The organism is Mycobacterium sp. ML4 (assembly GCF_054515735.1).
Map to the genome: position 1 here is coordinate 350509 of NZ_JBTNSY010000002.1, position 25093 is coordinate 375601.

Genomic DNA, 25093 nt, shown 5'->3' on the forward strand with positions numbered 1-25093 from the left:
GGGTTTGACGCCATAGTCTCAGTCGCTGTGTACCGGGCAGGTCAGTCAACTATGCGGCGGGTCGCTCTGTCCTGCCTGGTCGGCTCGGCCGTGGAATATTACGATTTCTTCATCTACGGCACCGCGGCGGCACTGGTGTTTCCCACCGTCTTCTTCCCGCACCTCAGTCCGACGATGGCCACCGTCGCCTCGATGGGGACATTCGCCACCGCCTTCCTGTCACGCCCAGTCGGCGCCGCGGTTTTCGGCCACTTCGGAGATCGGCTCGGACGCAAGAGGACCCTGGTCGCCACCTTGATGATCATGGCCGTGTCCACCGTGATGGTCGGCCTGGTTCCCGGTTCCGCCACCGTCGGCGCCTTAGCGCCGCTGATTCTGATCACACTGCGGCTGTTGCAGGGCTTCGCGGTCGGCGGCGAGTGGGCGGGTTCGGCGCTGCTGAGCGCCGAAACCGCGCCGGGCGACAAACGCGGGCGTTACGGCATGTTCACCGTGATCGGTGGCGGCATCGCGATGGTGGTGACCAGTCTGACCTTCCTGGGCGTGAACTTCACGATCGGAGAGGGAAGTTCGGCGTTCATGAGTTGGGGATGGCGCATCCCGTTTCTGTTCAGCGCGGTACTGATCGCGATCGCGTTGTACGTGCGGCTGAACATCGGGGAGACCCCCGTGTTCGCCCAGCAGCAGTTCGAGAACGTCGCGGTGACGCCACTCGCGCAAGTCCTGCGGCTGCAACGTCGTGAGATCGTGCTCGCCGCCGGCTCGGTGCTCGGTTGCTTCGGGGTGGCGTATCTGGCGAGCACCTACCTCACCGCCTACGCCCACACGCATCTCGGGTACTCGCGCAACGTCATCCTGCTGGTAGGTGCGCTCGGCGGGTTGGCGTGTTGCGGGTCGGCGGCGCTGGCGTCGACTCTGTGCGATCGATACGGGCGCCGGGGAGTCATTCTGGTGGGTTGGGCCATCGGCGTGCCGTGGTCGCTGCTGGTCATGCCGCTGATCGACTCCGGCAGTACCGTCATGTTCGCGGTGGCAATCGTCGGGCTGTTCGTGGTCGACGGTGCCGTTTTCGGGCCCGTCACCTCATTCGTCCCGGAACTGTTCGCGACGCGCTACCGGTACACCGGCACCGCGCTGTCGATCAATCTCGCCGGCATCGTCGGCGGGGCGGTGCCGCCGCTGATCGCCGGTCCTCTTTCGGCGCACTACGGCCCCTCGGCGGTCGGACTGATGATGGCGGCTCTGGCGTTGACCAGCCTGGTCGCCACGTATCTGCTGCCGGAGACCAAAGGGCTCACGCTCGCCGAGCCTGCGGCGAAAACCGCTCAGTTTGCGTGCAATTCCTCGTTGAGCGCAATACCCTGACCGTCGCGGGACACCACCTCGACCGCACCGGTCAGCGAGTTGCGCCGGAACAGTAGGTTGTTCCCGCCGGAGAGTTCTCGGGCCTTGACCGAATTCCCTTCGGACATAGTCACTTTGGTGCCCGCAGTAATATAAAGCCCGGCCTCGACCACACAGTCGTCACCCAGTGAGATGCCCAGACCGGCGTTTGCTCCCAGCAGGCAGCGCTTTCCAATTGAAATGACTTGCGCGCCACCGCCGGACAGCGTGCCCATGATGGAGGCGCCACCACCGATATCGGAGCCGTCGCCCACCACGACGCCCGCCGAGATGCGGCCTTCGACCATCGAGGCACCCAGGGTGCCGGCGTTGAAGTTGACGAAACCCTCGTGCATCACCGTCGTGCCGGGGGCCAGGTGGGCACCGAGTCGCACCCGGTCGGCGTCGGCGATGCGCACTCCCGAAGGCAGTACGTAATCGACCATCCTCGGGAACTTGTCCACGCCGTACACCGTCACCGGCCCGAGTCGGCGCAGCCGCGCCCGCACCGCCTCGAAGCCCTCGACCGCGCAGGGGCCCCGGTTGGTCCACACCACGTTGGTCAATACCCCGAACAATCCGCCGGCGTTCAGTCCATGCGGTGCCACCAGGCGGTGTGAGAGCAGATGCAACCGCAGGTAGGCGTCGTAAGCGTCGGTGGCCGCGTCGTCCAGCGACGCGATGGTGGTGCGGATCGCGATCGTCTCGGTCTGGCGGTCGTCGTCGCGGCCGACGAGCGCCCCCAGTTCGGCGGGCACATCGGACAACGCCAGCCGTGACGTCGCGGTGGTCTCCGAGTCGGTCAGTTCCGGGGTGGGGAACCATACATCCAGGACAGATCCGTCGGAGGCGAGGGTCGCCAGGCCGATACCTGCAGCTCCAGTCACGGTCGACAAGGGTACTTCGGCCGCCGAGCAGACGCAGAATCGCATGCCGATCGCCTCCTGGATGCGATTTTGCGACTGCTCGGCCGACTAGGCTGAGACCCGTGCTGGACTTGCGCGGAGACCCTGTTGAGCTGACCGCGGCGCTGGTCGATATTCCCAGCGAGTCGCGGGACGAGGCGCGCATCGCGGACGAGGTGGCGGCCGCGCTGCAGGCCCAGACCACCGGCTTCGAAATCGTCCGCAACGGCAACGCCGTGCTTGCCCGCACGGCGCTGGACAGGCCGGCGCGAGTGCTGCTGGCCGGGCACCTGGACACCGTCCCGGTGGCCGGCAACCTGCCCAGCAGGATCGAGAACGGTGACCTGTACGGCTGCGGTACCTCGGACATGAAATCCGGCGACGCCGTTTTCCTTCATCTGGCCGCCACCGTCGCCGAACCGGCGTACGACCTGACGTTGGTGTTCTATGACTGCGAGGAGATCGATTCGGCCGCAAATGGTTTGGGCCGCCTTGAGCGCGAGCTGCCGGACTGGCTGTCGGCCGACGTCGCTATCTTGGGCGAGCCCACCGGAGGTTTCATCGAAGCGGGTTGCCAAGGGACTTTGCGCGTGGTCGTCAGCGCCGCGGGAACTCGCGCACATTCGGCACGATCCTGGTTGGGCGACAACGCGATTCACAAGCTCGGCGCGGTGCTGGACCGGCTGGCGGCGTATCAGGCACGCAGCATCGACATCGACGGCTGCGTGTATCGCGAGGGGCTTTCGGCGGTACGGGTCGACGGCGGCGTCGCCGGGAACGTCATACCGGATGCCGCCTCGGTCACGGTCAACTTCCGCTTCGCGCCGGACCGCTCACCCCAGGCCGCACTGCAGCATGTCCAGGAGGTGTTCGGCGGGCTGGACGTGTCCATCGAATTGACAGATTCCGCAGCCGGGGCGATGCCCGGTCTGTCGGCACCGGCCGCCAAGTCCCTGCTGCAGGCGGCGGGGGGCCAGGTTCGGGCGAAGTACGGATGGACCGACGTCTCGCGGTTCGCCGCGCGCGGTGTCCCGGCGCTGAACTACGGCCCCGGCGACCCGAATCTGGCGCATCGCCGCGACGAACGGGTGCCGGTTGCTCAGATCACCGCCGCGGCGGACATGCTGCGCAAGTATCTGAGCGGTTAGCGTTGGAGTCGTCGGGCTTGCGCGAGCGCATCCGCAGCCGCGGCATGCATCCCGGTTGCGGCCAGTTCGTCAGCCACCACCCCCAAGGCGGCCGCGTCGCCGGCGACCAGCGCGTTCGCATGCCTGACAACCATGTTGGTTACGGCACAATCGATTTTGGTCGCCAAGCGGGTAATCGGGTCCGCCGCTCGCCGGTCACCCAGTCGAATCGCGTCGTGGTAGGCCAGCAATGCCACCGCCGATTGGCCGGATCGCTCGGCGGCACGGGCCGCCTCGCGCGCCGCGGCGACGGCACCGGTATGGTCGCGCGCGGTGGCCCTGGTCCAGGCGCGTGCCATCCCGAGTTCGGGAGCGAACAGCGCCGACTTGGTGCCGTGCCGCGATTCTGCGCGGCGCAACGCTTTTGCCGAGCCGGGGAGGTCGCCCTGGCGGGCGATCGCCGTCGCCAGCAACATCAGTGACAACGGGCCCCAGGAGTAGCCGGTGCGCTCGAGTTCTGCGGCGGCGGGCTCCAAAATCGCTGCGGCAGTGTCGAATTCGCCTTTAGTGAGGAGCACGTAAGCCAGCAGCACCTCGCCGATGGCCCGGCCGGGCTGCTGCAATTCCGCGAAGTCGGTGAACTGCTGCGCCAGCGTCTGTGCCTGGGCGACCTCACCGGACATCAGCAGCGACGTGATCTGACCGAGTCCCACCGTGAACCGCAGCAGCCCGGGATGCTCCGCTGCGGTGGCTTTTTCGGCCATCGACTGCACTGTGTCGAACCGGCCCATCCGCGCCGACGACAACGCGGCGGCGCTTGCTGCCCACGCAACGGCCATGTCGTCGACGGAGGGTCGGGAGAGCACGTCCGTCGCCAAGGTGACGGCCCGCTCCAGGTTGCCGGCGTTCATGGCGAAGGTGGCGGTTAGCGCATCCAGCACCGTGCGTGCCGCGGGCTCCGTGACCCGATTTCGCGTCGTCTGCAAAAAGGCTGTGGCACGTTCGGGCTCGCCCAGCATCCAGAACTGGTTGGCTGCCCGCGGCACTGCCCATGCCATGAGCTCGCTTTCGGTCAAGTCGGCGGAATCCACCGCCGCGAGCACGGCACCGGCCTCACGCCCCCGCCCCTGCCAGGCAAGCGCCTGGCCCAGCACCAGGCGGGCATCAAGTCCGCCGGACCGATCCACTGCCGCGCGCGCCAATCGCTCGGCAAGCCGCAAATCGCCCAGCCGCAGCGCCTGCTGTGCGGCCGCCGTGACCTCGTTGACCGGTTGCGGGACGTCGCAGTCAAGAGCCAGGGACGCCAGGCGGAGCCGGTCGCTGAGGTGTTCTGACGGATGCTGTGTCAGCAGCCTCACCACCTCAGTGCGTCGTCGTCGCGTCCCGTCGGCGCCCATGAGCGCACGTGCGCGCACGGCGAACAGCGGGTGCGCGGTGTAGACCACCGGGCGCTGGTCTTCATGGTTGCGGATTCGAGTCTCGGCGGCCCCCAACTCCTCGGCCTGGCTCACCGCGCCGTCGCCGGCCAGAGCGTTCAAATCGTCCAGCGTGAGCGGCTCCAGGATGGACAGGAACTCCACCACCGAGCGCGCCGGACTCGGCAACTCGGTGAGGAACTCGTCGACCTCGGCCGCTGTCGTCACCCCACCGGGCGGCTCCAGCTCGATCCGGTCCAGCAGGCCGTCGGTCCACAACGCCGCGATCGCCGCCGGCGCCGCCTCGGCACGGGCGGTGACGATCATGCGGGCTGCGCGCGTGAGGGCCAACTGGTACACCAGCGTTGCCGACAGGATGTCCAGGTCGTGTGCCTCATCGACGATGAGTAGCAGATCGCCCTGTTCGGCCGCGCGGGTGAGCGAGGTGCGGGCGGCGCGCAGCAACGCGGCCGGCTTGCCGATGTCGGCCCCCCAGCCCAGAAAGTCGATTAGGTGGCCGAACGCGCCGAACGGCACGACGCGTTCGGCCGGGGTGCCGATGACCCAGCGGGTTTTGGTGGTCGGGTGATGTCCGCAGAACTCCTCGGCCGCCAAGCGCGCCAAGGTGGATTTACCGACGCCGTCGGGTCCGAGCACGACAGCCCCACCCGTGTCGGAAAGAGCTGTCGTCAGCCGCTGCAGCGCGACTGTGTGCTGGGGGACGTTCCAACGAATCGGCACCGTTGGGAGTCTATGGCCCGCGTTCGTTACGCGGCCTCTGCAGGGTTGGTCTACGTTTTCGGATATGTCTCCCGCGAGCGGCGCCCAGTGGACGGTCGCGGTCTACTGTGCCGCTTCACCGACACATCCTGAGTTGCTGGAGCTCGCCGCCTCGGTCGGTGCCGCCATTGCCGAACGGGGCTGGACGCTGGTGTGGGGCGGCGGTCACGTGTCGGCGATGGGTGCGGTGGCCTCGGCGGCACGGGCCCACGGCGGTTGGACCATCGGCGTGATTCCCACGATGCTGCTGGACCGTGAATTGGCCGACCACGACTCAGACGAACTGATCGTCACGAGCACCTTGCGCGAGCGCAAACAGGTCATGGAAGAAAGGGCTGACGCGTTCATCGCATTGCCGGGGGGTGTCGGCACCCTCGACGAACTGCTGAGCGCATGGACCGAGGGGTATCTCGGGGAACACGACAAGCCCATTGTGCTGCTGGACCCCTGGGGCCACTACGACGTCGTGCGCGCTTGGGTTTACGGACTGGTTGACAGCGGCTACATCTCACAGGCCGCCGTCGATCGGCTGGTTGTGGTCGATAAGGTCGGCGAGGCGCTAGAAGTTTGCGCACCCGATTTCGACCGGCCAAGCGGGTACTAACGAAGCGAGGGATCACGTGTCCGATCAACACGCACGCGCGCGAGTCAAGCTGACCGATATCGCACTGCGGGTGCCCGGACTCATCGCCGATGCGCCGTCGATCGCGCGCGGGGTCGGCGGCCTGCTGGCCCGGCCCAGCTCCAGGACGTCGATCGCGTCGGTGTTCCAGGACCGGGCCGCTCGCTACGCCGACCGGATCTTCTTGCGGTTCGGAGATCAGGAGCTCACCTACCGTGCAGCCAACGCCACCGCCAACCGGTACGCCGCCGCGTTGGCCGCGCGCGGGGTCGGGCCGGGCGACGTCGTCGGCATCATGCTGCGCAACTCGCCTAACGCGGTACTGACGATGCTGGCCGTCGTCAAGTGCGGCGCGGTGGCCGGCATGCTCAACTACCACCAGCGCGGCGACGTCCTGGCGCACAGCCTGGGTTTGCTGGATGCCAAGGTGCTCATCGCGGAATCCGACCTGGTCAGTGCCGTCAGCGAATCCGGCGGTTCGGCGGGTGACGTGCTGACGGTGGAAGACCTGGCGCGGTTCGCCGCCGCTGCCCCCGCCACCAACCCGGCGTCAGCGACCACGGTGCGGGCGAGGGACACCGCCTTCTACATCTTCACCTCCGGCACCACCGGATATCCGAAGGCCAGCGTGATGACGCACTACCGCTGGCTCAAGGCGCTCGGCGCGTTCGGCGGCCTGGGGCTGCGGTTGAAGAGTTCCGACACGCTGTACAGCTGCCTGCCGCTCTATCACAACAACGCGCTGACGGTCGCGGTGTCGTCGGTGATCAACTCCGGCGCGACGCTGGCGCTGGGCAAGTCCTTCTCGGCGTCGCGGTTCTGGGACGAGGTGATCGAGGCCCGTGCCACCGCGTTCATCTACATCGGCGAGGTCTGCCGCTACCTGCTCAACCAGCCGGCCAAGCCGACCGACCGCAAGCACCAGATCCGCGTGATCGCCGGCAACGGCCTGCGCCCGGACATCTGGGACCAATTCACCAAACGCTTTGGCATCGAACGTGTTTGCGAGTTTTATGCCGCCAGCGAAGGCACCACCGCGTTCATCAACATCTTCAATGTGCCTCGCAGCACCGGGATTTCGCCGATGCCGCTGGCCTACGTCGAATACGATCCGGACACCGGTGAGCCCGTGCGCGATGCGGCCGGGCGGGTGCGCCGGGTGCCCGCCGGCGAGCCCGGCCTGTTGCTCAGTCCGGTCAACCGGCTGCAGCCGTTCGACGGCTACACCGACAAGTCGGCAAGCGAAAAGAAGTTGGTGCGCAACGCTTTCAAAGAGGGCGACTGCTGGTTCAACACCGGTGATGTGATGAGCCCGCAGGGCTTGTTCCACGCGGCCTTCGTCGACCGGTTGGGTGACACCTTCCGGTGGAAGGGCGAGAACGTCGCCACTACCCAGGTCGAGGCCGCGGTGGCGACAGATCCCAATGTCGAAGAGTGCACGGTCTTCGGAGTCGAGGTGCCCGACACCGGTGGGCGGGCCGGCATGGCCGCCATCAAGTTGCGCGAGGGCAGGGAGTTTGACGGGCAGTCCCTGGCCCGTGCGGTGTACGACAAGCTGCCCGCCTATGCGTTGCCGCTCTTCGTGCGGCTGGTCGAATCCCTGGAACACACCACCACGTTCAAGAGCCGCAAGGTGGAGCTGCGCAAGCAGGCGTACGGATCCGATGTCGAGGACCCGCTGTACGTGCTGGCGGGCCGCAAAGAAGGCTATGTGACGTTCTACGACGAATATCCCGGGGAAGTGGCCGCCGGGAAGCGACCGCAGGGCTGAAAGCCTGGGACGGCGCGCGACCGATCGGGCCGGGCCGTCAAGTGACCGCACGGCCGAACCTCCGCATGCACCCTTGGGTGTCGCCCGCCTGGGGCGGCCAACCTTGAGTGTGCTTTCACCGCATCGAGTGTGCGGCTGTAGTGGTGGAATCGCGATTTCCTCGCCGTGAACGCACACTGGATGCCGTCACTGCACACTCGATGCCGTCGATCCTGATTGAGCAGGCACTATGGAGATGTGCGTTCATCCCTGTGCGGTCGGCCCGTTGCGGGTGATCGCGCGCTGATCATGGCGATCATCAACCGCACCCCGGACTCGTTCTACGACAAGGGCGCGACCTTTGCCGACGGTGCGGCTCGCGAAGCCGTGCACCGCGCCATCGATGAGGGCGCCGACGTCATCGACATCGGCGGGGTCAAAGCGGGTCCCGGTGAGACCGTGGACCCCGACACCGAGATCGCGCGGTTGGTGCCGTTTGTCGAGTGGCTGCGCGGTGCCTACCCGGACCAGCTGATCAGCGTCGACACTTGGCGCTCCCAGGTGGCCAGGCTCGCCTGTGCCGCCGGCGCCGACATCATCAACGACACCTGGGGTGGCGTCGACCAGCAGCTGCAAGAAGTGGCGGCCGAATTCGACGCAGGACTCGTCTGCGCGCACACCGGGGGAGCGTTACCGCGTACCCGGCCCTTCCGGGTGCGTTACGGTACGACTACGCGCGGAGTAGTGGACGACGTGATCGCCCAGGTCACCACCGCCGCCGAGCGGGCCGTTGCGGCCGGAGTCGCCCGCGACCGGATACTGATCGACCCCGCCCACGACTTCGGCAAGAACACCTTCCACGGCCTGCTCCTGTTGCGCCACGTGGCCGATCTTGTTAAGACCGGGTGGCCTGTGCTCATGGCTTTGAGCAATAAGGACTTCGTCGGGGAGACTCTGGGCGTGGACGTGACCGAACGGCTCGAGGGGACACTGGCCGCTACCGCGCTGGCCGCAGCCGCCGGCGCGCACATGTTCCGCGTCCACCAGGTCGCGGCGACCAGGAGGGTACTGGAGATGGTGGCCTCCATCCAGGGGATGCGTCCGCCGACGCGCACCGTGAGGGGACTGGCATGACGGCATCCGAACTGGATCTCACCCGGGATGAAGTACTGGTCGCGCCACCCGCCGATGGCTGGCTGGCCGACCACAGCTGGAACCGTCCGCGCTGGACGATCAGCGAACTCGTCGCCGCCAAGGCGGGGCGGACGATTTCAGTGGTGCTGCCGGCCCTCAACGAGGAAGAATCCGTCGAATCCGTCATCGACAGCATCACACCGCTGGTGGATGGGCTGGTCGACGAGCTGATCGTGCTGGATTCCGGCTCTACCGATGACACCGGGATACGGGCGATCGCAGCCGGTGCCCGGGTCGTCAGCCGCGAGCAGGCCGTGCCCGAGCTCCCGGCGCGGCCCGGCAAGGGCGAGGCGCTGTGGCGCTCACTGGCCGCCACCAGCGGCGACATCGTGGTGTTCATCGACTCGGACCTGATCAACCCGCACCCCATGTTTGTGCCCTATCTGGTAGGCCCGCTGCTCACCGGTCAGGGCATTCACCTGGTCAAGGGCTTCTACCGGCGGCCGCTCCAGGTCGCCGATGCGAGCGGGGATGCCGGTTCCACCGGAGGCGGGCGGGTCACCGAGCTGGTGGCGCGGCCTCTGCTGGCGGCGCTGCGCCCCGAACTGAGTTGCATTTTGCAGCCGCTGGGCGGCGAATACGCCGCCAGCCGCGAGCTGCTGATGTCCCTGCCGTTCGCTCCGGGCTACGGCGTGGAAATCGGCCTGCTGGTGGACACCTTCGATCGTCTGGGGCTGGACGCGATCGCCCAGGTCAACCTAGGTGTGCGGGCACACCGCAACCGGCCACTGGACGAATTGGGCGCGATGAGCCGGCAGGTGATCGCGACGCTGCTCTCCCGCTGCGGCATCCCCGACTCCGGTGTCGGATTGACCCAGTTCTTTCCGGTCGGCGATGACTACACCCAGCACACGGCTCCGGTGTCGCTGGCCGACCGCCCTCCGATGAGTGTGCTCCGGCCGCATTGACGCACTACTGAGCGCTGCTTGTCGGGGCGGTAGGGCAAGATCGACGGCGTGGCATTGGTGTTGCTTTACCTGGTGGTTCTGACCGTCGTGGCGGTCGTGCTGTTCGGCGTAGCCAGCCTGTTGTTCGGCCGCGGTGAGCAGCTGCCACCGCTGCCCCGGGCGACGACGGCGACCGTGTTGCCGGCCTACGGCGTTACCGGCGCGGATGTCGAGGCCGTCAAGTTCACGCAGGTATTACGCGGATACAAGACCAGCGAAGTCGACTGGGTTTTGGACCGGCTGGGTCGCGAGCTGGAGATACTGCGCGGCCAGGTGGCCGCCCTGCAAGCGTCGGGCGCCGAGTCGGCACCGGCCGAGGAAGCCGAGGTGTCCGACGTGGACGTCGTCGCGGTGGACCGTTCCGGACCGACATGAGCGGGCATGGCGACGCGGCAGACGATGGCCTGGTTCGCTGCGGTTGGGCCGTCGTTCGACCGGGGCCCGATGCTGAGCTGTACCGCAGGTATCACGACGAGGAATGGGGCCACCCGCTCACAGACGGCACGGCGTTGTTCGAGCGCATGAGCTTGGAGGCATTCCAGAGTGGACTGTCGTGGCTGATCATCTTGCGTAAGCGAGACAACTTCCGGCGGGCTTTCCAGGGGTTCGACATAGACAAGGTCGCCCGCTTCACCGACTCCGACGTGCAGCGGCTGCTGGCCGACGACGGAATCGTGCGCAACCGGGCCAAGATCGAATCGACGATTGCCAATGCGCGCGCCGCGCTCGACATGGGGTCAGCACAGGACCTTTCAGACCTGCTGTGGTCGTTTGCGCCGCCCGCGCGTCCCCGGTTTGCTGACTTGACTGAAATTCCCTCTACCAGCCCGGAATCTGAGGCGATGGCCCGCGAGCTCAAGCGGCGGGGATTCCGCTTCGTCGGGCCCACCACCGCGTACGCGCTGATGCAGGCGACCGGCATGGTGGACGATCACATCCGCGCTTGCTGGGTCCGGCCGAAGGCGTCCCGACGGGCTCGGTAAGCGTCAGGTTGGCCTCAGAAGCGGGTCTTTGTGCACCTGCTCTCCCGGATAGGGAACAATGGAGGGGTGATTTGGCAGTTCAATGTCGGGTATGGCTGGAAATTTACTGGCGGGGCATGCTCGGCGCCGACCAGGTCCGCGGGTGCGGGCCAGCTCGAATCTGGAGGGAGCACTCGATGGCGGCGATGAAGCCCCGGACCGGTGACGGTCCACTTGAAGCAACCAAAGAGGGGCGCGGCATCGTGATGCGGGTACCACTTGAAGGTGGCGGCCGTCTGGTGGTTGAGCTGACGCCCGATGAGGCTGCCGCGCTGGGCGACGAACTGAAGGGCGTCACCAGCTGATCGGCAGACGCGTGACCCAGCTGCTTCACGCGCACACCTTCCGGTAGATGTCCAGCGTGCGCTCGGCGATGTGTGCCCACGAGAATTCCTCGATACAGCGTTGACGTCCTGCGCGGCCGTACTGTTGCGCCTTCGCCCGGTCGGCAACCAACGCGTTGACTGCCTCGGCAAGGCGTGCCTCGAAGGCGTCGGAATAGTCGGCGTCGTAGTGCACCAATGAACCGGTGACACCGTCGGCAACCACCTCCGGGATGCCGCCCACATCGGAGGCCACCACCGCCGTCGCGCAGGCCATCGCCTCCAGATTGACGATGCCCAGTGGTTCGTAAACCGATGGGCAAACGAAAACCGTTGCGGCCGAGAGTATTTCGCGCAACTTTGTCTTGTGGAGCATGTCCCGTATCCAGAACACCCCGGTGCGGCTGCGCTCCAGCCTGGCAACTGCTGAGCGGACTTCTTCGGCGATTTCCGGAGTGTCGGGTGCTCCGGCGCACAGCACGAGTTGAACGTCGGGGCTGAACCGATGCGCGGCGGCAACCAGGTGCGACACGCCCTTCTGCCGGGTGATGCGCCCGACGAAAGCGACAATGGGCCGGTTCGGGTCGACGCCGTGCTCCTCGAGAACTGAGCCGGTGTGGACCGGGCCCGCCGGGTGCCAGAACTCGGTATCGATTCCGTTTCTGATCACGTGCACGGCGTGTGGATCCAGCGTGGGGTAGACCCGCAGGATGTCGTCGCGCATGCCGGAGCTGACCGCGACGACAGCGTCGGCGCCGAGTACCGCAGTGTGTTCGACCCACGAAGACACGTGGTAGCCGCCGCCGAGTTGCTCGGCCTTCCACGGCCGCATGGGTTCCAGCGAATGAGCGGTCAGCACGTGCGGAACGTCGTAGAGCAACTTGGCCAGATGCCCGGCCATACCCGTGTACCAGGTGTGCGAGTGCACGACGGTGGCAACATTGGCGGCGTTGGCCATCATCAGATCGGCCGACAAGGTGGACAGTGCCGCATTGGCGGCACGCAACCGGGGGTCGGGCTGGTGGGCGACGGCGCCCGGGCGGTCGGCGCCCATGCAGTGCACATCGACAGCGCACAACCTGCGCAATTGGGATACCAGTTCGGTGACGTGTACGCCGGCTCCGCCATAAACCTCCGGAGGATATTCCCGAGTCATCATCGCCACCCGCATACCCGAACGGTAGTTCGGCCGCCACGCTGCTCGCATGCCGGGCTGGTGAGGAATGGGCCGAAAGGGGCTTAACTGCACCAACTTAAATATCCGGTCGTCTAGCGAATGGACAATGCGGGCCCTACCGGTGGCAGCGCGTGGTAGCTGCCGATAGGTTTGTGCCATGAGGGAAGCGCCGCACGTGCTCGGCATCGTGCTGGCCGGTGGTGAGGGCAAGCGGCTGTATCCCTTGACCGCCGACCGCGCCAAGCCCGCGGTGCCTTTCGGAGGGGCCTACCGGCTGATCGACTTCGTGCTATCCAACCTGGTCAATGCCCGCTACCTGCGGATCTGCGTGCTCACCCAGTACAAGTCACATTCGCTGGACCGCCACATTTCCCAGAACTGGCGACTGTCAGGCCTGGCCGGCGAGTACATCACCCCGGTGCCGGCCCAACAGCGCCTCGGACCTCGTTGGTACACCGGCTCAGCCGACGCGATCTACCAATCGCTCAACCTGATCCATGACGAAGACCCCGACTACATCGTCGTGTTCGGCGCCGATCACGTGTACCGGATGGACCCCGAGCAGATGGTGCGCTTTCACATCGACAGCGGAGCCGGTGCGACGGTGGCCGGCATCCGGGTGCCCAGAACCGAAGCAAGCGCCTTCGGTTGCATCGACTCCGACGAGTCCGGCCGGATCCGCAATTTCGTCGAGAAGCCGCTCGATCCGCCCGGTACCCCCGACGACCCTGCGAGCACCTTCGTGTCGATGGGCAACTACATCTTCACCACCAAGGTGCTGATCGATGCGATCCGCGCAGATGCCGACGACGACCACTCCGACCACGATATGGGTGGTGACATCATTCCGCGGCTGGTGGCCGACGGGATGGCCGCCGTTTATGACTTCAACGACAACGAGGTGCCGGGGGCCACCGACCGCGACCGGGCCTACTGGCGTGACGTGGGGACGCTGGATGCGTTCTACGAGGCGCATATGGATCTGGTGTCGGTACATCCGGTGTTCAACCTCTACAACAAGCGCTGGCCCATCCGCGGAGAGTCGGAGAATCTGGCGCCGGCCAAGTTCGTCAACGGCGGCTCAGCCCAGGAATCCGTGGTGGGTGCCGGAAGCATCATTTCGGCGGCGTCGGTGCGCAATTCGGTGTTGTCGTCCAACGTGGTGGTCGACGACGGGGCGATCGTGGAGGGCAGCGTGATCATGCCGGGAGCGCGCGTGGGCCGCGGGGCGGTAGTGCGTCACGCGATCTTGGACAAGAACGTTGTCGTCGGGCCCGGCGAAATGGTCGGTGTGGACTTGGAAAAGGACCGGGAGCGATTCGCGATCAGCGCCGGCGGTGTGGTCGCGGTCGGCAAAGGGGTCTGGATCTAGCGGGCACTCGGCCCGCGGGCGCCCGCCCCCTCCGCGAGCACCCCACCTCCCCCTGCGCGAGCAGTCGCAAAGTCGCACGTTTCGGCACGAAACCGTGCGACTTTGCGCCTGCTCGCGAAGCTGTCGCGACCTCAGGGGATCTCCGGGATCAGCAGGTGCGCGTCATAGCGGGGGCCCCAGCGCAGCGTCACCAGACCGCGCGGCGGGTGGGGGTAAGCCGCGGGAAACTGGCCGGTGAGTGGGTTGCGGGGGCACAACCAGCGGCCGCCCACCACAAACCGCAGCTGCTCGCCGGCGCGGAACAACGTCGCGGACGGGCCCAGCGCCACATCCAGCGCGATGACTTCGCCCGGACGCACCGGTTGCCGCCGGTCGCAAGCCGGGACCGGCTCCCACGGCGAGGAGAGTTCGGCGTCGAGCGCGCGCAGGGACACCCGCTGCCAGCCGGTGGTGACCCGGTCACGGCCGTACCCGTAGGACCCTTCGAATCCGACGTAGTTCCCGTCGCGCCATTTCTCCACGCCCACAAAGATGTTCGCGTCGTCGAAGCCGTCCAGCTGCACCCGCAGCCGTGCTGCCATAGGGCCGGTCAACTCGACGTCTTCCGGTACCGTCCAGTTGAATGCTGCTGCGCGAGAACGGGTGTCGAAAGTGATGCTGCCTCCAGCAGTCGGCGCCTCGGTCGACAGCATTCCGGTGCCGGCGAGATACAAACGCCGCCAGTGGGTCCGGGCGAGGGGCCATTCGTGCTCCTCGCGCACCGAGGCGACGGTGTCGCGGTCCTCGCGCACCTCAAGTCGCACGCTGCGGGACGCCGGCGCTCCGTCGAGCGCCGTACGGAAGAACTGCAGCTGTTCGGCCAGCGCCTCCCGGGAGTAGAACTGCTCCCATTTGCCGCCGCGGTGGGTATAGAGCCGCCGGTAGCCGGAATCGACCCGGGTGAACGCCCGGACCGAGCCGCGGCTGTGCAAGTTGTTGTCCGAGAAGCTGCCACAGACCAGCATTGGCACCGTGATCGCGGACAGATCCGGTACCACCGACCGCCACGTGTCATCGCGCAGCGGATGCTCGTCGCCCATCTCCTTGAGGCTGTAGGTTTGCCGCGTTCTATTCACCATGTACGACCACAACCTGGTGAAGCCGAACTCCCGGACGCCGCCGGGGAAGGTCAGGTCACGGTAGGCGTCGGTCAGGCCTTCCCACGGACAGATCGCCCGCAGGGCCGGGGGTTGCAGCGCGGCGACGGCATACTGACTGATGGCCAAATAGGACACGCCCAGCATGACGACCCGGCCGTCGCTCCACGGCTGCTCGGCCAACCACTGCACCAGGTCGTAGGTGTCTTCGGCCTCCTGCCGGGACATCAGCTTGCCGGTGCCGTCGGAGTGTCCGCAGCCGCGCGAGTCGGCGTTGACGACGGTGAAGCCCTGCGCCGTCCACCATGCCGGGTCGGGCGCCTCCCATCCGGTCAGCGCCGAGAACGTCAGCGGTCGCGGTTGGCGCAGGGCGCGGAATTGCGGCGAGAACGTCCAGCGGTTGAGGCGCCGCCGAGGCAGATCGTCCTTGCCGTACGGGTGAATGCTCAGGAGCACCGGCCGGGGTGTGGGCTCGCCTCGATGGAAGACGTTGATCCGCAGTACGGTTTCGTCCCGGGTGGGGACTTCGACGTCGCGGTCGACGACGACGTCCGATGGAGGATCGGTGACGGTCACGGGCGGCTTGGCGATACTGCGAACCCGATCCAACGCATACCGTGCAGCACCGGGCCGTCGCCAGGGACGGTCCAGGGCAGGTGCCGGGTCTCGGGCCACGCCGTTACCTTAGACGCGCCGCGCCCCCTGCGCGAGCAGACGCAAAATCGTGTGGGAGCATGTGCTCCCACACGATTTTGCGTCTGCTCGCCGAGGTGCGCCGCCGGGTTGGTTATGGCCAACACGACGGTCGACACGGTGGTTGCGCCCATCGCGATGACCACGAACGCCCACCCCTGCCAGTAGTGCACCGTCCCGGCCGGCACGAACACCAGCACGCTGTACAGCACAACTCCATAGAGCAGCGACCCGATGATCTTCACGACGGTGTTCATGAGCGTATGTCCCGGCGACGAAAGGCTGTGGCGCCCAGCGCGATCAATGCAACGTCGATAGCCAGCAACCAGAACAGCGGCACCGGCGTGAAATCGTCGCCGACTCGCGGGGTGTGCGCAAACGGTTCCAGGTCGAGCAGCCACTGCGGTGATCCCGACAAGGAACCGAGTAGGTACAGCGCGACGAAACCGACCAGCACACTCCAGGCGACCGGCGTGAATCGTGGTGTGAGGCCGAACAATACGACCGTCACCGCAGACAGCAGCCACACGGCGGGTAGTTGCACCCCCGCGGTTGCCACGACGGTGGGCAGCTTGCCCGCGACGTCTCCGGCTGCCATGCCGTAGGCCAGGCCGCCGGCCAAGCCCGAGAGCAGAATTGCTATGGACGATCCGCCCAACGCCATCAACAGATGACTTGCCAGCAACCGCGAACGCGAAACCGACCCGGCCAGCAGGGTTTCGGCGCGCTGACTGGTCTCCTCCTGATGCACCCGCAGCGACAACGAGATCGCGAACGCCGCGGCGATCATGCCCAGCATGCCGAACCCCACGGTGATGAAACCCTGTTCCAGCGCGCTGGTCCCGCCCAGTCGCGCAAGGACATCCCGCCCAGCCGCGCCGCCCAGCTCATCGCCGATGCCATGTGTGACGCTGCCGATCAACAGGCCGTACAACACCAGCCCCACCGTCCACACGACCAGCGCGCCGCGATCAAGGCGCCACGCCAGGCCGAAAGCACCTCGGAGCCCACGTGAAGCCGTACCGCGTCCGGTGCGTTCGGCGAACAGCCCCGCGCCGATGTCGCGGCCTGCCAGCAACCGGTATGCCAGGACGGCCAGCACCAACGTCGTCGCCAGGTGCAGCAGCAACACCCACCAGCGTTCACCGGCATACGGGCGTACCTGCAGCGACCACCCCAGCGGGGACAGCCACGACAATGCGCCCGATCCTGCGTCGCCGACCGCGCGCAGGGTGAAGGCCGTGCCCAGCACCGCGAACGCGATACCGCGGGCGACTCGGGCACTCGGTGACACCTGCGCTGCCACCGCCGCCACGGCGCTGAAGACCAGCCCGGAGGCGGCCAGCGCCGCGCAGAACGCCACCGATCCAGCCGCGCTGACGTCGGTGGTGAGCAGACCCGCGGCACCGATCAACCCGGTCGCCAAAGACGCCCCGAACGACAGCAGCAGGGCGGCGGTGAGGCTGGCGTAGCGGCCGACCGCGGTCGAATCGATCAGTTCCGCGCGGCCGGTTTCCTCGTCAGCCCGGGTGTGACGAATGACGGTGAGGATGACCGCCACCGCGATCAGCGTGTGGAACATTCCGGCTTTCCAAATGCCGACCGCGCCGAGGCTGTGGTTGTGGATCTGACCGTACAGCGCGCGCTGCGCGGGACTGGCCATGATGGTAGCCGCAAATCGGGCTCGCTCGGCAGCAGTTGAGTAGACCTCTTCGATGCTGCCGATGTACACGCTTGCCAGTGGCGCCGACAGCAGCAGCACCCACAGCGGTAGAACGACACGGTCGCGGCGCAGGTAGAGCCGCAGCAGTCCCAGTGTCCCGGCGAAGAGCGAACCACGTTGTGGCACAACGGATGGCCGGTCCAGAAGCGCGGTGCTCATCGCGCCGCCACCTCCTTGGCATCGCGGCCACCTTTGGTGCTGTAGTGGCGCATGAAAAGTTCCTCGAGGGAGGGTGGCTGGCTGACCAGGCTGCGCACGCCGGCGTCGCCGAGCAATCGGATCAGTTCGCCGAGGCTGTCGCTATCGACCTGCGCGCGTAGCGTTTTGCCTTCGAGACTGATGTCTTCAACCCCCTTGATTCGGGTCAGATCACCAGGGTCGCCGATCAACTCGGCCTTGATGGAGGTCCGGCTGAGGTGGCGCATCGACTCCAGCGAACCGCTTTCGACGGTTCTGCCGGCCTGGATGATGGTGACTCGTTCACACAGAGCTTCGGTCTCGGCGAGGATGTGACTGGACAGCAGCACCGTCGCGCCGCGGTCGCGTGCCTCGGCGACGCACTGCTGAAACACGTTCTCCATCAGGGGATCCAGCCCGCTAGTCGGTTCGTCGAGGAGCAACAGCCGAGCGCGCGACGAAAAGGCGGAGATCAGCGAGACCTTCTGACGATTGCCCTTGGAGTAGGTTCGCACTTTCTTGTGTGGGTCGAACTCGAAGCGCTCGACGAGCTCGGCCCGCAGCCGCTGCTCGATGCCGCCCCGCATCCGGGCCAGCAGGTCGATGGTCTCGCCACCGGTGAGTGATGGCCATAGCGTGACATCGCCCGGCACATAGGCGATCTGGCGATGTAGCTGGACGGCGTTGGTCCACGGGTCCCCGCCCAGTAGTCGCGCGGTGCCGCCGTCGGCCTTGACCACGCCGAGCAGTATGCGGATGGTCGTCGACTTGCCGGCACCGTTGGGTCCGAGGAACCCGTGCACTTCTCCTTCCTGCACCGTCAGGTCGAGGCCGTTGAGCGCGCGGACATTACCGAAGTTCTTGGTGAGACCGCGAATCTCGATGGGCGCTTGGTGGCTAGTTGTCATGTGACCCTCCTTGGTTCTCTGCTGCGAGAAACGCGTCGTACATGGTGCGGTCGGTCAGCAATCCCTCGGAATACAGTTCGAGGGCTGGCAACACCATCTCATGGGCGTAGTCCCGCAAGACCGCGCGCAAATCTGTTGGGGTGGGGTGCATTTGCAGATAGAGCAAGAACCCGCCACCTCCAATGATGCCCAGGTAGCGGGCCCTGGCATGGGGGTCGCGGCTCGGCTTGATGGTGCCGGCCTGCACACCTTCCTCCAGGTACGCTTCGGCGTTGTCAATCATGCGCTGCCACAACATGTTCGCCAGTTCACCGCCGGCCTGCATGCTGCGCACCAGATATGCCATGATCGGCGCGTAGGACTCGATCTCGGCCATCTGGCCCAACCAGGTGGCCGGGTCATTGGACTGCATCGCCGCGGACTTGCCGCTGCGGATCTCTTCGGCGACGTATTCGTCGCACGCCTTGCGCAGGCCCCCCTTGGAACCGAAGTGGTGGATCACCAACGCCGCGCTGACCCCGGCGGCCTCGGCGATGCTTCGTAGGCCCACCCCGAATCCGTGCTCGCCGAACTGCTCGATGGCCGCGTCACGAATCCGGGCCACCGCAGTCAGGTCGGCTGAACGCATGTTCAGTACATTAAACGGCCGTTCAGTCAGTCGTCAAGACCGGCGCTCGGAGTCACTCACACTCGCCGGATATTTGTGGCCGAATCCGAAATTTTTCGCCGCAGCGGGTGTCAAGATGTCGTCGGGATTGATTACGCATCGAGGAGTAGCGAAATGTCATTTGTGGTCGCGACACTGGACATGATCGAAACTGCGTCGGCGGAGGCCGCGCAGATCGGAGCGGCCATCGGCGCCGGCAACGCGACCTCAGCGATCCCCACGACTCAGCTGGCCGCGGCGGCGGCCGACGAGGTGTCGGTCGCGATCGCCTCTCTATTCGGAACGCACGCGAACGACTACCGGGCGGCAGCGGCACAGGCAGCGGTGTATCACCAGGAATTCGTCGAGAACCTCGGCGCGGCCGCAGCCTCCTACAGCGGTACCGAGGCGGCGATATTGGCGCAGTTGGAGGCCACACTGCTCGGCGGAGGCGTTGCCGCCGCTCCGCCGGGCGCACTGAACGAATTCACTGCCGGGGCGTTCCAGGCTCTCGTCTACAGACCGGTTCACGGTGCCGGGCAGGCCTGGATTGCCAGCTCCCTCGGCCAGGCGGTCGACCCAATCATCAACTCGCCTACCCGGGCGTTGTTCGGACGCGACGTGATCGGCAACGGCGCCGGTGGAACCGCCACTCATCCCGACGGCGGAGCCGGTGGCATCCTGCTCGGAGACGGCGGGGCCGGCTATTCGCCGACCGGAGGTGCGCTGCCCCTGAACGGTGGAATCGGCGGAAATGCCGGGTTGATCGGCACCGGCGGTGTCGGCGGGACCGGCTGGGCCGGTGGTGCGGGGGGCGCTGGTGGTGTCGGCGGCCTGCTGATGGGCAACGGCGGTCGGGGCGGCCTGGGTGGTGCGGCGCTGGTCCTGCTCGATCCCGGCGGTGCCGGCGGCGCCGGCGGCCAGGCGCTGCTGTTCGGCGACGGCGGGTACGGCGGCACCGGCGGGGCCGGGAGCGCTATCGGGGCCACCGGGGCCCGCGGTTTTCCCGGCTTGTTCATCGGCCTGGGCGGTTCAACCATCCCCGTCCTCAACGACCAGCTGGTCACCATCGAGTTCGTCCGGCACGGCCAGACGGCGAGCAACGTGGCCGGCATTCTCGACACCGCGGTACCTGGCCCTCCGCTGGACGCGACAGGCGTTCTGCAAGCGGCCAACATCGCCAACGTGCTCAACGGCCAGGGCATATTCGCCGGAATCTTCGACTCGCAGATGATCCGGACACAGGAAACCGCCGCAGCGCTGGTGGCGTACGCGGGACAGCCGGCTGCGGTGGTGCTGCCCGGGCTCAACGAGATCAACGCCGGCTTGTTCGAAGACTTACCGCAGATCCCGGCGGGACTGCTGTATCTGGGCGGTCCGCTGGTGTGGACGCTCGGGCTGCCCGCCTTCCCGATGCTGACCCCGCTGTCCACCAACCCGACCGGGCTGAACTTCGCCGCCGGGTTCAACAACGCCGTGCAAACCATGTATTACGCCGGCGCGGCGGATCCCAGCCATGCCGTCTCCGCCTACTCCAGCGCCCTGACCATCGAGACCGGCACCATGATGATGGTCGACAACCCCAATCCCTTGTTCCTGCTCACCCACACCTTGCCGAACACCGGCGTCGTCGTGGTCCAGGGCAGTCCCGCGACCGGCTGGACGATGGTCAGCTACGACGGGATACCCGTCGGGCCGGCGAATCTGCCGACTCAGTTGTTCGTCGACACGCGCAACTTCGTCACGGCGCCGCAGTACGCAAGTTACGACATCGCGTCCGCCCTGAAGACCGGCAACCCGGCGACGATCGTTAACGCGGTTCGAGACGGGGTTCGGGACGTCACGACAGCCACCGTGCACTTCCCGTTCGCGATCGCCGAAACCTTGCTTGGCGCCTGACCTAGTCGCGGACGGCGGCCAGCAGACCGTCACCCAGCGGTATCAACGCCGGTGTCAACCGTTCGTCCTCGGCGATCAGGCGGGCCGCCTCGCGTACGGCGGCCACCTCGGCATCGCACGCCTCGGGATCGCCTGCGCGGCCGCCCAAGGCGGCGCGATGCACGACGATGACACCTCCGGACCTCAACAAACGCACACCCTCCATCACGTACTCCGGCTGGTCGATCGGGTCGGCGTCGATGAACACCAAGTCATAGGACTCGTCGGCAAGCCGGGTCAGCACTTCCTGGGCGCGTCCGCTGATCAGCCGCGTGCGCGATGGGCCGACCTGCGCCTCGGCGAAGGCCTGCCGGGCCAGCCGGACGTACTCCGGTTCGATGTCGATGGTGGTCAGGACGCCGTCGTCCCTCATGCCCGACAGCAACCACAGCCCGCTGACGCCCGCTCCCGTGCCGACCTCGGCCACCGCCTTGCCGCCGCTCAGCTTGGCCAACAGGCTCAGTAGCGCGCCGACCGCGGGCGTGATCGCGCCGGCGCCGCTGTCCACTGCCCGTTCGCGGGCACCGGCCAGAATCGAATCCTCCGATATCGATCCCTCGGCGTGCGCCACCAGGGACTCGGCCGTGCTTCGGGTCGCGTGGCCGGTCTCGTCGCTGGTGTTGGACGTGCCCTCCATGTCCGCAGAGTATGCCGAACCCGGGACGTCGTCGTTCAGGCGCGCCCGGCGTCACCGACGACGACACGCCCGGGCCTCGCCGCATGGCGGAGTTCTTGGCAAACTCCATAACCGCTGGAAGACAAAGGTAACAGTTGGGTTTCTCAGCCAAAGCTCAGACTGCTCATACATCGCGCACACTCGGGTAGGCGACGGTAGGCCGTATGGAACGCGGTGCACTCTGGGGCGAGGATGGTGGGAATACACGGTGGGAACTTCGTGTTTCGGCGAGTGAAGAAATGCCGACCCTGGATGGCAGGGGAAAGCCGGAGGAATTGACCATCAGCACTTTGAGCCCGATCACCATGTCGCACCCGCAGCAGATTGCGGACGACTACTGGGTGGAACCGTCTGACGCGTTGCTCGGTACCGCGGTTTTCGACGCGACCGGCGACAAGGCCACCATGCCGTCCTGGGATGAGCTCGTGCGCCAGCACGCCGACCGGGTGTACCGGCTGGCCTACCGACTTTCAGGCAACCAGCACGACGCCGAGGACTTGACGCAGGAAACTTTCATCAGGGTGTTCCGCTCGGTCCAGAACTACCAGCCGGGGACGTTCGAAGGCTGGTTGCACCGCATCACGACCAACCTTTTCCTGGACATGGTCCGCAGGCGGGCGCGCATCCGCATGGAGGCGCTGCCCGAGGATTACGATCGGGTGCCCGCCGACGAGCCCAATCCCGAGCAGATCTACCACGACTCCCGGCTGGGGCCGGACCTGCAAGCCGCACTTGATTCGCTGCCACCGGAGTTCCGTGCCGCCGTGGTCCTGTGCGACATCGAGGGTCTGTCATATGAGGAGATCGGTGCCACCCTGGGCGTCAAGCTCGGCACTGTCCGCAGCCGAATCCACCGCGGACGCCAGGCGTTGCGCGACTATCTGGCCGCGCACCCCGGACACGGCCTGCACGCCGGCGACCGTCCGATGCGGACGGCCAGCTAAGTCAAACCTCGGGCTGCCGAACGTCGGTTCGGCAACCCTGCGGTTGCCAACTGATCCCAAATTCCGGGGTTTGAAGGTTCGAACATGGTTATCAAGCAGCACGTCGCGCTACATTCGAGATACAGATGGCTGGAAAGGGCGCGAAAGGAGCTGGTGATGGCCGACCGAGGCGATGTATTTCGTCGCGCGTTCTCCTGGCTGCCCGCGCAATTCGCCTCGCAAAGTGATGCCCCGGTGGGCGCGCCGCGGCAGTTCCGCTCCACCGAACACCTCTCCATCGAGGCCATCGCCGCCTACGTGGACGGGGAACTGCGGATGAACGCACATCTGCGCGCCGCGCACCACCTTTCGCTGTGCCCGCAGTGCGCCGCCGAGGTGGACGATCACAGCCGTGCCCGGGCCGCGCTGCGCGATTCCCATCCGATACGAATCCCCAGTTCGCTGCTCGGGTTGCTGTCCGAAATTCCGCACTCTCCGCACGACGATGCGATGCCGCTCGCGGACAACTTCGCCGAGCGCGACGCTCGTGATCAGCGGAAGCGCCGTTAGCTTGAGGTTCGGCTGCCTGGGCTGGCCTTCGCGCGCGTTCATGCCGACCGAACCGGATCTATGGATACTAGGGTGGATATCACCATGACTTCCAGGGCCGCGCGTGGTCTTTTCGCTGCGCATACGGCTTGGTGCCCGGCTTTGCAATTGATCTAGAAGAGGAACCGTGACCTCCGACGAAGGCAACAACATCGGCCAGGACACCGAACGGCTGGCGCCGCGTCCCATCTATCGGCCGCCGGTCGACCCCGGGTCGCGACAAACGTTCGGCCGACCCGCGGGGCTGCAGGGCTCCTTCGTCGCCGAGCGGGTACGTCCGCAGAAATACCAGGACCAATCCGAGTTCAGACCTCACGACAAGCCGGCCGATCCCGTGTTGGCCGAAGCCTTCGGGCGGCCCTTCGGCGACACCGAGACACTGCAGCGCCACCCGATCGATGCCGCCGCCCTGGCGGGCGAGCAGAACGGCGAACCCGATGAACCTGACGATCCATGGCGCGATCCCGCCGCGGCCGCCGCGCTGGGCACCCCGGCCTTGCCTCCGGTCGTCCCGCACGGCGAGCTGCGCCACAGTGGCAAGCTCGGCGTTCGCGATGTGCTCTTCGGTGGCAGAGTGTCCTACCTCGCATTGGCGGTGCTGCTGCTCATCGCGTTGGTGATCGGCGCGGTCGGCGGGGTGATCGGACGTAAAACCGCCGAGGTGGTCGAGGCGTTCACCACGTCCAAAGTGACGCTGTCGACTGCGGGCAATGCCGAGGAGCCCGCCGGCCGTTTCACGAAGGTGGCCGCCGCCGTCGCCGACTCAGTGGTGACCATCGAGTCCAAGAGCGACCAGGAAGGCATGCAGGGCTCCGGGGTCGTCATCGACGGACGCGGCTACATCGTCACCAACAACCATGTCATTTCTGAAGCTGCCAACAGCCCCAGTCAGTTCAAGACCACGGTTGTGTTCAACGACGGCAAGGAAGTGCCCGCCAGCCTGGTGGGCCGCGACCCCAAGACCGACTTGGCCGTTCTGAAGGTCGACAACGTCGACAACTTGACTGTGGCGCGGCTCGGCGACTCTGACAAGGTGCGGGTGGGCGACGAGGTGCTTGCCGCCGGTGCACCGCTGGGCCTGCGTAGCACCGTGACGCACGGCATCATCAGCGCCCTGCACCGCCCGGTCCCGTTGTCCGGCGAGGGGTCTGACACCGACACCGTCATCGACGCACTGCAGACCGACGCCTCAATCAACCACGGGAATTCCGGCGGTCCGCTGATCGACATGGACTCACAGGTGATCGGGATCAACACCGCCGGCAAGTCGCTGTCCGACAGTGCCAGTGGGTTGGGCTTTGCCATCCCGGTCAACGAAATGAAGCTGGTCGCGCAGACGCTGATCAAAGACGGCAAGATCGTCCACCCGACGCTGGGCATCAGCACCCGGTCGGTGAGCAACGCCATCGCCTCGGGCGCGCAGGTGGCCAACGTTAAAGCCGGGGGGCCCGCGCAGAAGGGCGGAATCCTGGAGAACGACGTGATCGTCAAGATCGGCGGGCGCAAAGTCGCCGATTCCGACGAAGCGGTTGTCGCTGTGCGCCAGCTGGCCATCGGCCAGGACGCGCAGATCGAGGTGGTCCGCGACGGCCGTCACGTCACACTGACCGTCAAGCCAGACCCCGATACCAGCTCGTGATGATCGCA

Annotated in this window: 23 protein-coding genes; 14 read left to right on the plus strand and 9 right to left on the minus strand. The window is 66.6% G+C overall.

The annotated features are described in order from the left end of the window. Window positions 1–51: 51 nt before the first annotated feature. Window positions 52–1365 (plus strand): MFS transporter, encoded by a 1314-nt coding sequence (locus tag ACX9NE_RS03665; RefSeq protein WP_459359756.1) that lies wholly within the window; start codon window positions 52–54, stop codon window positions 1363–1365. Here the strand turns inward: ACX9NE_RS03665 and dapD are convergent. Beyond that, a complete protein-coding gene (gene dapD, locus ACX9NE_RS03670; RefSeq protein ID WP_459359755.1) occupies window positions 1326–2279 on the minus strand; it encodes a 2,3,4,5-tetrahydropyridine-2,6-dicarboxylate N-succinyltransferase in 954 nt (317 codons plus the stop codon). The genes ACX9NE_RS03665 and dapD overlap by 40 nt on opposite strands. Window positions 2280–2371: 92 nt before the next feature. Between dapD and dapE the strand changes: the two genes are divergently transcribed. Next, entirely contained in the window at window positions 2372–3436 is a 1065-nt protein-coding gene (dapE, locus tag ACX9NE_RS03675) for a succinyl-diaminopimelate desuccinylase (protein WP_459359754.1), read from the plus strand. Here the strand turns inward: dapE and ACX9NE_RS03680 are convergent. Next, window positions 3433–5571, minus strand: coding sequence for an AAA family ATPase (locus tag ACX9NE_RS03680; RefSeq protein ID WP_459359753.1), 2139 nt, complete (start codon window positions 5569–5571; stop codon window positions 3433–3435). The genes dapE and ACX9NE_RS03680 overlap by 4 nt on opposite strands. A 64-nt stretch (window positions 5572–5635) precedes the next feature. Between ACX9NE_RS03680 and ACX9NE_RS03685 the strand changes: the two genes are divergently transcribed. The 7 genes from ACX9NE_RS03685 to ACX9NE_RS03715 all read left to right on the plus strand — a co-directional run bounded on the left by ACX9NE_RS03685 (window position 5636) and on the right by ACX9NE_RS03715 (window position 11450). Then, window positions 5636–6214 (plus strand): TIGR00730 family Rossman fold protein, encoded by a 579-nt coding sequence (locus tag ACX9NE_RS03685; protein WP_459359752.1) that lies wholly within the window; start codon window positions 5636–5638, stop codon window positions 6212–6214. A gap of 16 nt (window positions 6215–6230) precedes the next feature. Beyond that, entirely contained in the window at window positions 6231–8003 is a 1773-nt protein-coding gene (fadD6, locus tag ACX9NE_RS03690; protein ID WP_459359751.1) for a long-chain-acyl-CoA synthetase FadD6, read from the plus strand. Between the two features lie 288 nt (window positions 8004–8291). Further along, the gene (gene folP / locus ACX9NE_RS03695) at window positions 8292–9116 is read left to right on the plus strand and encodes a dihydropteroate synthase (RefSeq protein ID WP_459360050.1); all 825 of its coding nucleotides are present in this window, start codon (window positions 8292–8294) and stop codon (window positions 9114–9116) included. Next, entirely contained in the window at window positions 9113–10084 is a 972-nt protein-coding gene (locus ACX9NE_RS03700) for a glucosyl-3-phosphoglycerate synthase (protein WP_459359750.1), read from the plus strand. Before folP ends, ACX9NE_RS03700 begins: the two co-directional genes overlap by 4 nt. Window positions 10085–10132: 48 nt before the next feature. After that, window positions 10133–10498 (plus strand): DivIVA domain-containing protein, encoded by a 366-nt coding sequence (locus ACX9NE_RS03705; RefSeq protein WP_459359749.1) that lies wholly within the window; start codon window positions 10133–10135, stop codon window positions 10496–10498. Beyond that, the gene (locus tag ACX9NE_RS03710) at window positions 10495–11106 is read left to right on the plus strand and encodes a DNA-3-methyladenine glycosylase I (RefSeq protein WP_459359748.1); all 612 of its coding nucleotides are present in this window, start codon (window positions 10495–10497) and stop codon (window positions 11104–11106) included. Before ACX9NE_RS03705 ends, ACX9NE_RS03710 begins: the two co-directional genes overlap by 4 nt. A 176-nt stretch (window positions 11107–11282) precedes the next feature. Then, the gene (locus tag ACX9NE_RS03715) at window positions 11283–11450 is read left to right on the plus strand and encodes a DUF3117 domain-containing protein (RefSeq protein ID WP_003406247.1); all 168 of its coding nucleotides are present in this window, start codon (window positions 11283–11285) and stop codon (window positions 11448–11450) included. A 25-nt stretch (window positions 11451–11475) separates the two neighbouring features. Here ACX9NE_RS03715 and glgA read toward each other — a convergent pair whose 3' ends face one another. Next, window positions 11476–12639 (minus strand): glycogen synthase, encoded by a 1164-nt coding sequence (gene glgA, locus ACX9NE_RS03720; RefSeq protein ID WP_459359747.1) that lies wholly within the window; start codon window positions 12637–12639, stop codon window positions 11476–11478. Between the two features lie 163 nt (window positions 12640–12802). On the opposite strand from glgA, the gene glgC reads away from it, so the two are divergent. Further along, entirely contained in the window at window positions 12803–14017 is a 1215-nt protein-coding gene (gene glgC, locus ACX9NE_RS03725) for a glucose-1-phosphate adenylyltransferase (RefSeq protein ID WP_459359746.1), read from the plus strand. A gap of 131 nt (window positions 14018–14148) precedes the next feature. On the opposite strand, the gene ACX9NE_RS03730 is transcribed toward glgC, so the two are convergent. The 5 genes from ACX9NE_RS03730 to ACX9NE_RS03750 are packed head-to-tail and all read right to left on the minus strand — an operon-like array spanning window position 14149 to window position 19282. After that, window positions 14149–15828, minus strand: coding sequence for a CocE/NonD family hydrolase (locus tag ACX9NE_RS03730; protein ID WP_459359745.1), 1680 nt, complete (start codon window positions 15826–15828; stop codon window positions 14149–14151). Continuing rightward, window positions 15726–16103, minus strand: coding sequence for a hypothetical protein (locus ACX9NE_RS03735; protein WP_459359744.1), 378 nt, complete (start codon window positions 16101–16103; stop codon window positions 15726–15728). Before ACX9NE_RS03735 ends, ACX9NE_RS03730 begins: the two co-directional genes overlap by 103 nt. Beyond that, the gene (locus ACX9NE_RS03740) at window positions 16100–17728 is read right to left on the minus strand and encodes an ABC transporter permease (protein WP_459359743.1); all 1629 of its coding nucleotides are present in this window, start codon (window positions 17726–17728) and stop codon (window positions 16100–16102) included. The genes ACX9NE_RS03735 and ACX9NE_RS03740 overlap by 4 nt, the downstream gene beginning before the upstream one ends. Further along, complete coding sequence (locus ACX9NE_RS03745) at window positions 17725–18654, minus strand: ABC transporter ATP-binding protein (RefSeq protein WP_459359742.1); 930 nt, start codon at window positions 18652–18654, stop codon at window positions 17725–17727. Before ACX9NE_RS03745 ends, ACX9NE_RS03740 begins: the two co-directional genes overlap by 4 nt. After that, complete coding sequence (locus tag ACX9NE_RS03750; RefSeq protein ID WP_459359741.1) at window positions 18644–19282, minus strand: TetR family transcriptional regulator; 639 nt, start codon at window positions 19280–19282, stop codon at window positions 18644–18646. The genes ACX9NE_RS03745 and ACX9NE_RS03750 overlap by 11 nt, the downstream gene beginning before the upstream one ends. Before the next feature lie 153 nt (window positions 19283–19435). On the opposite strand from ACX9NE_RS03750, the gene ACX9NE_RS03755 reads away from it, so the two are divergent. Then, window positions 19436–21199, plus strand: coding sequence for a PE domain-containing protein (locus tag ACX9NE_RS03755; protein WP_459359740.1), 1764 nt, complete (start codon window positions 19436–19438; stop codon window positions 21197–21199). Window position 21200: 1 nt separating this feature from the next. Here the strand turns inward: ACX9NE_RS03755 and ACX9NE_RS03760 are convergent, their stop codons facing one another. After that, on the minus strand, window positions 21201–21875 hold the full coding sequence (locus ACX9NE_RS03760) for an O-methyltransferase (RefSeq protein ID WP_459359739.1): 675 nt from the start codon (window positions 21873–21875) through the stop codon (window positions 21201–21203). Window positions 21876–22078: 203 nt separating this feature from the next. Here ACX9NE_RS03760 and sigE point away from each other — a divergent pair, with 203 nt between their 5' ends. The 3 genes from sigE to htrA all read left to right on the plus strand — a co-directional run bounded on the left by sigE (window position 22079) and on the right by htrA (window position 25085). Beyond that, a complete protein-coding gene (gene sigE, locus ACX9NE_RS03765; protein ID WP_459359738.1) occupies window positions 22079–22858 on the plus strand; it encodes an RNA polymerase sigma factor SigE in 780 nt (259 codons plus the stop codon). A 156-nt stretch (window positions 22859–23014) separates the two neighbouring features. Further along, window positions 23015–23407 (plus strand): anti-sigma E factor RseA, encoded by a 393-nt coding sequence (gene rseA, locus ACX9NE_RS03770; protein ID WP_459359737.1) that lies wholly within the window; start codon window positions 23015–23017, stop codon window positions 23405–23407. A gap of 166 nt (window positions 23408–23573) precedes the next feature. Beyond that, entirely contained in the window at window positions 23574–25085 is a 1512-nt protein-coding gene (gene htrA, locus ACX9NE_RS03775; protein WP_459359736.1) for a serine protease HtrA, read from the plus strand. The last annotated feature ends 8 nt before the right edge of the window (window positions 25086–25093 follow it).

Bases quoted from the DNA above. Each gene is read 5' to 3' on its own strand.
- ACX9NE_RS03745 (WP_459359742.1), bottom strand. From the start codon at position 18,654: ATGACAACTAGCCACCAAGCGCCCATCGAGATTCGCGGTCTCACCAAG.
- ACX9NE_RS03740 (WP_459359743.1), bottom strand. From the start codon at position 17,728: ATGAGCACCGCGCTTCTGGACCGGCCATCCGTTGTGCCACAACGTGGT.
- ACX9NE_RS03735 (WP_459359744.1), bottom strand. From the start codon at position 16,103: ATGAACACCGTCGTGAAGATCATCGGGTCGCTGCTCTATGGAGTTGTG.
- ACX9NE_RS03750 (WP_459359741.1), bottom strand. From the start codon at position 19,282: ATGCGTTCAGCCGACCTGACTGCGGTGGCCCGGATTCGTGACGCGGCC.
- folP (WP_459360050.1), top strand. From the start codon at position 8,292: ATGGCGATCATCAACCGCACCCCGGACTCGTTCTACGACAAGGGCGCG.
- sigE (WP_459359738.1), top strand. From the start codon at position 22,079: ATGGAACGCGGTGCACTCTGGGGCGAGGATGGTGGGAATACACGGTGG.
- rseA (WP_459359737.1), top strand. From the start codon at position 23,015: ATGGCCGACCGAGGCGATGTATTTCGTCGCGCGTTCTCCTGGCTGCCC.
- ACX9NE_RS03755 (WP_459359740.1), top strand. From the start codon at position 19,436: ATGTCATTTGTGGTCGCGACACTGGACATGATCGAAACTGCGTCGGCG.
- ACX9NE_RS03715 (WP_003406247.1), top strand. From the start codon at position 11,283: ATGGCGGCGATGAAGCCCCGGACCGGTGACGGTCCACTTGAAGCAACC.
- glgA (WP_459359747.1), bottom strand. From the start codon at position 12,639: ATGCGGGTGGCGATGATGACTCGGGAATATCCTCCGGAGGTTTATGGC.
- ACX9NE_RS03710 (WP_459359748.1), top strand. From the start codon at position 10,495: ATGAGCGGGCATGGCGACGCGGCAGACGATGGCCTGGTTCGCTGCGGT.
- ACX9NE_RS03700 (WP_459359750.1), top strand. From the start codon at position 9,113: ATGACGGCATCCGAACTGGATCTCACCCGGGATGAAGTACTGGTCGCG.
- ACX9NE_RS03760 (WP_459359739.1), bottom strand. From the start codon at position 21,875: ATGGAGGGCACGTCCAACACCAGCGACGAGACCGGCCACGCGACCCGA.
- ACX9NE_RS03665 (WP_459359756.1), top strand. From the start codon at position 52: ATGCGGCGGGTCGCTCTGTCCTGCCTGGTCGGCTCGGCCGTGGAATAT.
- glgC (WP_459359746.1), top strand. From the start codon at position 12,803: ATGAGGGAAGCGCCGCACGTGCTCGGCATCGTGCTGGCCGGTGGTGAG.
- ACX9NE_RS03685 (WP_459359752.1), top strand. From the start codon at position 5,636: ATGTCTCCCGCGAGCGGCGCCCAGTGGACGGTCGCGGTCTACTGTGCC.